General features: G+C 63.1%; 8 protein-coding genes. 5 read left to right on the plus strand and 3 right to left on the minus strand.

All coding sequences use genetic code 11. The features are described 5' to 3' along the window. Window positions 1-187 precede the first annotated feature (187 nt). A complete protein-coding gene (locus AC1Q6I_RS34455) occupies window positions 188-1,255 on the minus strand; it encodes an NAD(P)-dependent alcohol dehydrogenase (RefSeq protein ID WP_024074799.1) in 1,068 nt (355 codons plus the stop codon). A gap of 147 nt (window positions 1,256-1,402) precedes the next feature. Between AC1Q6I_RS34455 and AC1Q6I_RS34460 the strand changes: the two genes are divergently transcribed. The 3 genes from AC1Q6I_RS34460 (at window position 1,403) to AC1Q6I_RS34470 (ending at window position 4,595) form a co-directional block, all read left to right on the plus strand. After that, window positions 1,403-2,299 carry a VOC family protein gene (locus AC1Q6I_RS34460; RefSeq protein WP_102625713.1) on the plus strand — a complete coding sequence of 299 codons (897 nt, stop codon included), beginning with the start codon at window positions 1,403-1,405 and terminating at the stop codon, window positions 2,297-2,299. Continuing rightward, window positions 2,296-3,687, plus strand: coding sequence for an alginate export family protein (locus tag AC1Q6I_RS34465; protein WP_102625712.1), 1,392 nt, complete (start codon window positions 2,296-2,298; stop codon window positions 3,685-3,687). The genes AC1Q6I_RS34460 and AC1Q6I_RS34465 overlap by 4 nt, the downstream gene beginning before the upstream one ends. Before the next feature lie 89 nt (window positions 3,688-3,776). Then, the gene (locus AC1Q6I_RS34470; RefSeq protein ID WP_024074796.1) at window positions 3,777-4,595 is read left to right on the plus strand and encodes an alpha/beta fold hydrolase; all 819 of its coding nucleotides are present in this window, start codon (window positions 3,777-3,779) and stop codon (window positions 4,593-4,595) included. 145 nt (window positions 4,596-4,740) lie between these two features. On the opposite strand, the gene AC1Q6I_RS34475 is transcribed toward AC1Q6I_RS34470, so the two are convergent. Further along, on the minus strand, window positions 4,741-5,127 hold the full coding sequence (locus AC1Q6I_RS34475; RefSeq protein ID WP_102625711.1) for a DoxX family protein: 387 nt from the start codon (window positions 5,125-5,127) through the stop codon (window positions 4,741-4,743). A gap of 81 nt (window positions 5,128-5,208) precedes the next feature. Beyond that, complete coding sequence (locus tag AC1Q6I_RS34480) at window positions 5,209-6,084, minus strand: LysR family transcriptional regulator (protein WP_102625710.1); 876 nt, start codon at window positions 6,082-6,084, stop codon at window positions 5,209-5,211. Between the two features lie 112 nt (window positions 6,085-6,196). Between AC1Q6I_RS34480 and AC1Q6I_RS34485 the strand changes: the two genes are divergently transcribed. Both AC1Q6I_RS34485 and AC1Q6I_RS34490 read left to right on the plus strand, forming a co-directional pair. Continuing rightward, window positions 6,197-7,429, plus strand: coding sequence for a YbfB/YjiJ family MFS transporter (locus AC1Q6I_RS34485; RefSeq protein WP_102625709.1), 1,233 nt, complete (start codon window positions 6,197-6,199; stop codon window positions 7,427-7,429). Beyond that, window positions 7,426-8,424 carry an NAD(P)H-quinone oxidoreductase gene (locus tag AC1Q6I_RS34490; RefSeq protein WP_102625708.1) on the plus strand — a complete coding sequence of 333 codons (999 nt, stop codon included), beginning with the start codon at window positions 7,426-7,428 and terminating at the stop codon, window positions 8,422-8,424. Before AC1Q6I_RS34485 ends, AC1Q6I_RS34490 begins: the two co-directional genes overlap by 4 nt. The last annotated feature ends 303 nt before the right edge of the window (window positions 8,425-8,727 follow it).

Below are 8,727 nucleotides of genomic sequence, written 5' to 3' on the forward strand. Positions count from 1 at the left end.
ACCATAGGCAGCCGTTACCGCAGCAACGGATATGTACTCGGTCAAATCCAACCACATGGTCGGCCCGAAGGCCGCCACGGGACCAAGCTCCCTCGCCACAGACCACTGGAAATTGTGTAGATACCCATGCTCATCGGGGGCAAGCCCCCTCCCACAAAGGCTCTACAGTGGTTTGGAGATCGGGGTTTCAGGCCGCGTGGCTTTCCTTTTTCAAGCTGTCCATATCGATCACGAACCGATACTTCACATCGCCCTTGAGCATGCGCTCATACGCCTCGTTGATGCCCTGGATATCGATCATCTCGATGTCCGAGACAATCCCGTGCCTGGCGCAGAAATCCAGCATGTCCTGGGTTTCCTGGATGCCGCCGATCAACGAACCGGCCAGGCTGCGGCGCTTGAAGATCAGGTTGAACACCGTAGGCGACGGGTGCGGGCTGTCGGGGGCGCCGACCAGGGTCATGGTGCCGTCGCGCTTGAGCAGGTTGAGGAAGGCGTCGAGGTTGTGCGGCGCGGCGACGGTGTTGAGGATGAAGTCCAGGCTGTTGGCGACCTTGGCCATTTCGTCCGGGTTCTTCGACACCACCACCTGATCGGCACCGAGGCGCAGGCCGTCTTCGCGCTTGTTCGGCGAGGTGGTGAACAAGGTGACATGGGCGCCCATGGCGTGGGCAATCTTCACCGCCATATGCCCCAGGCCCCCGAGGCCGACCACGCCGACTTTCTTGCCGGGACCGACCTTCCAGTGATGCAGCGGCGAATAGGTGGTGATGCCGGCGCACAGCAGCGGCGCCACGGCCGCCAGATTAGTGTCATCGTGGGAGATACGCAGCACGAACTTCTCCTTGACCACGATATTGTCCGAGTAGCCCCCGAAGGTGTTCTCCCCGCCAAACACCGGGCCGTTGTAGGTGCCGGTAAAACCGTTCTCGCAATATTGCTCCTCGCCCTCGGCGCAAGAGGCGCAGTGCTGGCAGCTGTCGACCATGCAGCCGACACCGGCGAGGTCGCCGACCTTGAACTTGCTCACATTGCCACCCACCGCCGTCACGCGGCCGACGATTTCATGGCCGGGCACCGAAGGGTAAAGGGTGTTGTTCCACTCGTTGCGCACGGTGTGCAGGTCGGAGTGGCACACGCCGCAGTAGAGAATGTCGATCTGTACATCATCCGCCCCCGGCGCGCGGCGCTCGAAGGTAAAGGGCTTGAGGGCATCCTTGGCGTTCTGGGCGGCGTAGCTGTATGTCTTGGCCATTTCGTTCACCTGTGTGATCTGACGGTAGAGGTCAGTGGACCAGCATAGACGCTGAACCGTTCAACCGAGCACGTCTGTACAATTTCCATCGCGTCCCTGCGCCTAACCTCACGGCTTTCAATCGCATAGAAGTGCTGGAGAATGGGCATGCGTAGCAAAGCAATCAAGGTATCTGTGGCATTGACGCTGCTGGCGGGCGCAATGATGGGCAATGCCTTCGCGGCAACCCCGAGCGTGGCCGTGGCGCCACAATACGACACCAGCCACGTCTATGTGGCCCCGGCGGATGTGGACCGTTTCACCCAGAGTTTCCTCGCCACCTTCGGCGGCAAAAGCACGCCCCAGGTAGTGGTGAACGTGCTGCCGGTGCCGAGCAGTACCACCTCGCAACTGCTGCAGACGCCGGCGGGCACGGTGTCGCTGTTCGGTTTCACCACGCCTATCCCGCACCCTTTTGGCCAGGAACGCAACGGCTACCTGGTCAAGGACATGGACGTTGCACTCAAAGCCGCGCGGGAAAACGGCGCCGCCGTTATCGTCAGCGACTTCCCGGACCCGATAGGGCGTGACGCCGTGGTGCAATGGCCGGGTGGCGTGAACATGCAGCTCTACTGGCACACCAAGACCCCGGCCTACGCGGCGTTCCAGACCGTGCCGGAAAACCGCGTGTACCTGTCCACCGAGCGCGCCGATGCCTTTATCAAATCGTTCCTGGGCTTCTCCCACGGCAAGGTGTTGGCCGATGACAAGCATGCGCCCGGCGCCGATGTGGGCCAGGCCACTGGCACGTACCGCCGCGTCGATATCGAGTCACCGTTCGGACGCATGGCGGTGCTGGTCACCAACGGCCAACTGCCCTACCCCTTCGGCCATGAGACCACCGGTTATCAAGTGCCTGACCTGACGGCTACCCTGGGCAAGGCCACCGGTTCCGGCGCCAAGGTCCTGGTGCCGGCCTTTGACAGCAAGGGCCGCCGCAGCGCCGTGGTTGAATTCCCCGGCGGCTACGTCGCGGAAATTCACCAGCTCCTCGCTGCAAAATGATTGGCCGCACAGGCTGGGGCCTGGCCGTGCTGTGGCCGCTGCTGATCGGCAGCGCCCACGCCGACGATCAACCGACACGACCGGCCATCAAGACCAACCGCTGGCAGGAAGACTGGTCGGTGCTCCAAGACCCGGCGCTGCGCACCCAACCGCTGGACAGCTTGAAGTACATCCCGCTGTCCAGCGCCAACCCGTTCACCTATTTGTCATTGGGGGCGACGTTGCGCGAGCGCTTCGAGATGAACGATGCCAATGGTTTTGGGGTGAAGGGCGTCAAGCGTGACAGCTACCTGATCCAGCGCTTCCAGGTGCACGCCGACCTGCACTTGAACGAAAACTGGCGGCTCTTCACCCAACTGGAAGATGCACGCGCCTACGACAAGACCACGGTCGGCGGCGCCGACCAGAACCGCGTCGATTTGCGCCTGGCCTTTGCCGAATACGTCAACGCCTTCAGCAGCGGCACGCTCAAGGCGCGTGTCGGGCGCCAGGACTTTGCCTTCGACTTGCAGCGTTTCATCTCATCGCGGGACGGCCCGAACGTGCGGCAATCCTTCGATGCATTGTGGGCCGATTGGGAAACGTCCAACTGGCGCTTTATCGGGATTGCCAGCCAGCCAGTGCAGTATCAGGACGAGCGGCACTTCGATTACAAATCCAACAGTGACGCGCGCTTCCACATGCTGCGGGTCGAGCGGCTGGTGGGCGGCAAGAATGAGCTGTCGGCCTACTACGGCGTGTACGAGCGCAGCGCTGCGCACTATCTGGATGCGGACGGCGATGAAACCCGCCACCTGCTGGATGCACGCCTGGGCGGCACGGCCCAGGGGTTCGACTGGGACATTGAAGCCATGCTGCAAAGCGGCTCGGTGGGCAACAAGGATATTCGCGCCTGGGCCGGCGGCAGCCGCACGGGATACACCTTCGACAGCGTGACGTGGAAACCGCGCATCGGCCTGCAACTGGACATCGCCTCGGGCGACCGTAAGACCGGTGACGGTACAGTCGGCACGTTCAACCCGCTGTTCCCCAACGGCTACTATTTTTCCCTGGCCGGCTATACGGGCTACAGCAACCTGATTCACGTCAAACCGTCGATCACCGTCAAGCCCATCGACAAGCTCAGCGTGCAGACCGCCGTCGGCCTGCTGTGGCGCCAGACCACCAGCGATGCGGTGTACACGCAACCGAACCTGCCGGTCGCCGGCACCGCAGGCCAGGGTGAACGCTGGACCGGTGCCTACGGTCAATTGCGCACCGACTACGTGTTTACGCCGAACCTCACCGGTGCGGTTGAAGCGGTGCATTACGCGGTCGGCCGCACGTTGCGCGACGCCGGCGGCGATGACAGCAATTACCTGGGGGTCGAGCTCAAGTTCAGTTGGTGATCCCAGGCAAGCACACCCGTACAAGCCCCTGGCCCGGTTTCGGGCAATAGTGAGGCTGATGTCCAGTCCCTCAACCAAGGAGTTTTTCCATGAGCACATTCGTAGCCAAAGACGGTACCCAGATCTATTTCAAGGACTGGGGCAGCGGTAAACCGGTGCTGTTCAGCCACGGCTGGCCGCTGGATGCCGACATGTGGGAATACCAGATGGAATACCTGAGCAGCCGTGGTTTTCGCACTATCGCATTTGACCGCCGTGGCTTCGGGCGCTCTGACCAGCCGTGGACCGGTAACGACTACAACACCTTCGCTGACGACATCGCGCAGTTGATCGAACACCTGGACCTCAAGGACGTGACCCTGGTGGGCTTCTCCATGGGCGGCGGTGACGTGGCCCGCTACATCGCCCGCCACGGCAGTGCACGGGTGGCCGGCCTGGTGCTGTTGGGCGCCGTGACGCCGATCTTCGGCCAGCAGGCGGATTACCCACAAGGCGTGCCGAGCGAAGTGTTCGACGGTATCAAGGCCGGGTTGCTCAAAGACCGTGCGCAGTTCATCGCGGACTTCAACACGCCGTTCTTCGGCATCAACAAGGGCCAGACCGTTTCCGAAGGTACGCTGGCCCAGACCCTGCAGATCGCCATGCTGGCGTCCCTCAAGTCGACCGTGGATTGCGTCAGTGCATTCTCCGAGACCGACTTCCGCCCGGACATGGCCAAGATCGACGTACCGACCCTGGTGATCCACGGTGACGGCGACCAGATCGTGCCGTTCGAGACCACCGGCAAGGTGGCGGCCGAGATGATCAAGGGTGCCAAGTTGAAGGTGTACAAGGATGCGCCGCACGGGTTTGCCGTGACCCACACCCAAGCCTTGAACGAGGACCTGCTGGCGTTCCTCAATCGCTGAAACACCCCGCTCCTTTGGCCGGAACGCTAGTGCCCTGTAGGAGCAAGCTTGCTCGCGAAGATCGTCAACGATGACGCAGTCAATCAGATTTAACGCGTCGCTCTTGGGTTCTTCGCGAGCAAGCTCGCTCCTACAAGGGCAGGGTTTAACCGGCCTTTTTTTCCAGCGCCAGGCGACCTGGCCCGGCAATCAGGATGCTGGTGAAAATGATCAACAGCAGCCAGCCGAATTGCCCTTCCAGCAACGTCCACTCCGGATGCACCACCACCATCGCAATCAACAGCACCGCCAGGATCGGCAGGCACGCCAGGCGCACCAGCACCCCGGCGATGATCAACAGCGGGCACAACACTTCGGCGAATATCGCCAGCAGCAGGGTGACATGGGCGCCGAGGTGAAACGGGTCTTCGATCAGCTTCAACTGCTCGCTGTAGTTGAGCAATTTGGGCAGGCCATGCACCCACAGCAGGAACAGCGCCCCGCTGCCCCGCAGAAATAACAGCCCGATGTCCTGGTGTCTTGATTCGTTCATATGCGCTCCGGTGGGTTGACACGTTATCGACGTCGATTGTGTCCGCAGAGCGCTGCGCACGCTTGCAACCGTGTGCTGACCTTACTCCCCGGTGCCGGCAAACCCGGCGACGATCTCGTCGATCACCGCCCGTACCCGCGCGGTGTGGCGCAAGTCGGCATGGGTCACCAGCCACACGTCATACGGCAAGGGCCGCGTACGCTCCGGCCACACACGCACCAGGCCATCCATCTGGCCGGTCGGCACCGGGATTTCACCGATACCGATGCCGGCGGCAATCGAGCGGCGTACCAGCAGGCTGGAACTCAACGCGGCCACAATGCGCCCACGGCCCAAGGGTTCGGACACCAGGCTCATGTCCTTCTGGGTTTGCAGGTACGGCTGGTAGACCACCAGGTCATGGCCTTCGAACAGACTGCCCGGCTCCGGCACACCGTGGCGGTCGACATACGCCTGTGAAGCGAACAGGCCCACCGGCCAACGCGCGATACGCCGGGCGATCAGGTCGGGGCTGTCCGGGCGGATGTTGCGCACAGCAATGTCGGTTTCACGCTTGGCCAGGCTGAGGAACTGGGTGGAAGCGTCCAGTTGCACACGCACGTCGGGGTGCTGATGGTGCAGCCGGGCGATCGCCGGGATCAGGAAGTCGATGGCCAGGGAGTCGGTGCTGCTGACCCGCACAATGCCGGTCAGGCGGTCGTCCAGGCCTTGGATCTGGCGCTGGAGATCCAGGGCCGAGCGTTCCATTTTTTCCACCGAGAGCAAGGCGGCCTCGCCAACGGCGGTCAATGCATAGCCCTCGGAGGTGCGCAGGAACAACGTCGCGCCCAAGGCCTTTTCCAGGGCGTTGACCCGCCGCCCGACCGTGGCCTGGTCGACCCCAAGCACCCGCGCGGCACCGCGTAATGTCGACTCGCGGCACACCGCCAGGAACACCCGTGCGTCATCCCAATTCATGCTGCCCCCTTGCGCTGCATATCTGCATCACTGTGACGTGTAATCGCTGCATTATTGCATCGAAAAACCTGGATATGCTGGGTGCCAGAGAAAAATACCCAGGACCACCGTCATGCCCGACACTCATACCCCCTCTCGCACGGCCTTGTGGCTGCCGATTTTCGCTGGCCTGTGTGCCAGCCTGGTCAGCATCGGCCTGGCGCGCTTTGCCTACACGCCGTTGATTCCATCGCTGATCCAGGCCCACTGGTTCAGCGCCAATGATGTGGTGTACCTCGGCGCCGCCAACCTGGTGGGTTACCTGATCGGCGCGCTGATCGGCCGGCCTATCGCCCAGCGCACCTCGAACAGGACCGCGCTGCGCCTCATGATGCTGGCGGTGACCCTCGCGTTCTTTGCCTGTGGCTTCCCGCTGTCGGTAGTGTGGTTCTTCGCCTGGCGCCTGCTGTCGGGGATTGCCGGTGGCGCGATCATGGTGCTGGTGGCCGCGACCGTGTTGCCCCATGTACCGGCCGCACGTCGGGGCCTGGCCAGTGGGGCGATCTTCCTCGGCATTGGCCTGGGCATCGCCGGCTCCGGCACGATAGTCCCCCCGCTGCTGAGCCTGGGCTTGCAGCAGACCTGGTTCGGCCTGGGCCTGTTGGCCGTGGTGCTGACCGCCGCCAGCTGGTTCGCCTGGCCTTCGGGTACGCTGCATGAAGATGCGCGGCCCTCCGGCCCGGCCGTCGCGACGCCATCCGGGGTGTACCTGCTGTTCGCCCAGTACGCCTTTATGGCCGCAGGGCTGGTACCGGCGATGGTGTTCCTGGTGGATTACGTGGCCCGTGGCCTGGGGGCCGGGGCGCATATCGGCGCGATGATCTGGGTGATGTACGGCCTGGGTTCGATTGTGGGGCCGGTCACTTACGGGTTCCTGGCAGACAAACTGGGTGCGCGCTTGAGCATTCGCGTGGTGCTGGTGGTGCAGGCGATAGCGGTCGGGTCGTTGCCGTTTGCCGGCTCGTTGACGGCCCTGGCGGTACTCGCGGTGCTCCTCGGTTCTTTCCCGCCGGGCATTGTGCCGTTGGCGCTGGCACGGGTGCATGAACTGATCCCCAACCATCATCAGCAGCAGGTCGCGTGGAGCCGTGCCACGGTCTCCTTTGCCACTTTCCAGGCGCTCTCGGGGTTTGCCTATTCCGCCCTGTTCAACTTCAGCGGTGGCCAGCATGGGTGGTTGTTCATGATCGCCGCCGGGGCGATAGTGGTTGCCCTGGCACTCGAACTGGGCATGCGCCTGCTGAACCGCCGACCGTCCGCCGCGGTCCCACCCCATACGCTCATCGCTGCAGGTAATCTGAAATGACGCTCCCGAAAGAAATGACCCTGATCGAAATCACCACCCCCGGTGGCCCCGAGGTGCTGCAGCCGCGCCGCGCAGATGTACCGGTGGCGGGCCCCGGCGAGATCCTGATTCGCGTGCATGCGGCCGGGGTCAACCGCCCCGACGCCCTGCAACGCGCCGGCAAGTACCCGATGAAACCTGGCATGAACCCGCTGCCTGGCCTGGAAGTGGCAGGGGAAGTCGCCGCGCTGGGCGACGGCGTGACCGAATACGCCCTGGGCGATAAGGTCTGCGCCCTGACCAACGGCGGCGGCTATGCGCAGTTCTGCACGGTGCCCGCCAGCCAGGCGCTGCCGATCCCCGCCGGCATGGACTGGATTCAAGCCGCTGCCGTACCGGAAACCTTCTTCACCGTGTGGGCCAACCTGTTCGGCCTTGGCGGCGCGCACACCGGCCAGCGCGTGTTGATCCACGGTGGCACCAGCGGCATCGGCACCACCGCCTTGATGCTCTGCCGCGAGTTCGGTATCCAGGCCTTCGCCACCGCCGGCAGCGCCGACAAATGCGCGGCCATCGCCCAGCTTGGCGGCGAGCCGATCCATTATCGCGAGCAGGATTTTGCCGAGGTCATCGCGCAACAGACCGACGGCCAGGGCGTGGACGTGATCCTCGACATCATGGGCGGCTCGTACCTCAACAACAATCTCAAGGCCCTGGCCATGGACGGTCACCTGGTGATGCTGGGCTTCCTCGGCGGCGCCAAGGCCAATGATGTCGACCTGCTGACCATCCTCGGCAAGCGCGCGGTGATCACCGGCTCGCTGTTGCGCGCGCGCACCAAGGATGAGAAAGCCGCGATCGCCCAGCAACTGCGCGAATATGTGTGGCCGGTGCTGGAGGCCGGGCGGTGCCTGCCGATCATCGACAAGGTGTACGAATACACCGACGCTGCCCAGGCCCATGCACGTATGGAAGGTGGGGACCATATCGGCAAGATTGTATTGCGGGTGGAGTAACCGGCAGGCAACACCTATTAAATGTGGGAGGGGGCTTGCCCCCGATTGCAGTAGGTCAGTCAATGATGCTGTGACTGTCATACCGCTATCCGAGCATGGGTGTCTGCACAACTTTCAGGCTGAAAAATCTCTTGGGGGTGAGGGAGCTTGGTTCCGTGGCGGCCTCTGGGCCGACCGCTTTTTTGGAGTTTTAGCGAGTACATATCCGTTGCTGCGGTAACGGCTGCTTAGGGTTCCGCTCTTACAGCGGGTCACTTTTGGAAGAGCGCTGTATGGACCGGACACATGGTGGACACATGTGCG

Source organism: Pseudomonas sp. MPR-R2A5, from assembly GCF_058793055.1.

Excerpts from the sequence above, each read along its gene's own strand:
- AC1Q6I_RS34475 (WP_102625711.1), bottom strand. The coding sequence starts at position 5,127 with ATGAACGAATCAAGACACCAGGACATCGGGCTGTTATTTCTGCGGGGC.
- AC1Q6I_RS34480 (WP_102625710.1), bottom strand. The coding sequence starts at position 6,084 with ATGAATTGGGATGACGCACGGGTGTTCCTGGCGGTGTGCCGCGAGTCG.
- AC1Q6I_RS34485 (WP_102625709.1), top strand. The coding sequence starts at position 6,197 with ATGCCCGACACTCATACCCCCTCTCGCACGGCCTTGTGGCTGCCGATT.
- AC1Q6I_RS34470 (WP_024074796.1), top strand. The coding sequence starts at position 3,777 with ATGAGCACATTCGTAGCCAAAGACGGTACCCAGATCTATTTCAAGGAC.
- AC1Q6I_RS34465 (WP_102625712.1), top strand. The coding sequence starts at position 2,296 with ATGATTGGCCGCACAGGCTGGGGCCTGGCCGTGCTGTGGCCGCTGCTG.
- AC1Q6I_RS34460 (WP_102625713.1), top strand. The coding sequence starts at position 1,403 with ATGCGTAGCAAAGCAATCAAGGTATCTGTGGCATTGACGCTGCTGGCG.
- AC1Q6I_RS34490 (WP_102625708.1), top strand. The coding sequence starts at position 7,426 with ATGACGCTCCCGAAAGAAATGACCCTGATCGAAATCACCACCCCCGGT.
- AC1Q6I_RS34455 (WP_024074799.1), bottom strand. The coding sequence starts at position 1,255 with ATGGCCAAGACATACAGCTACGCCGCCCAGAACGCCAAGGATGCCCTC.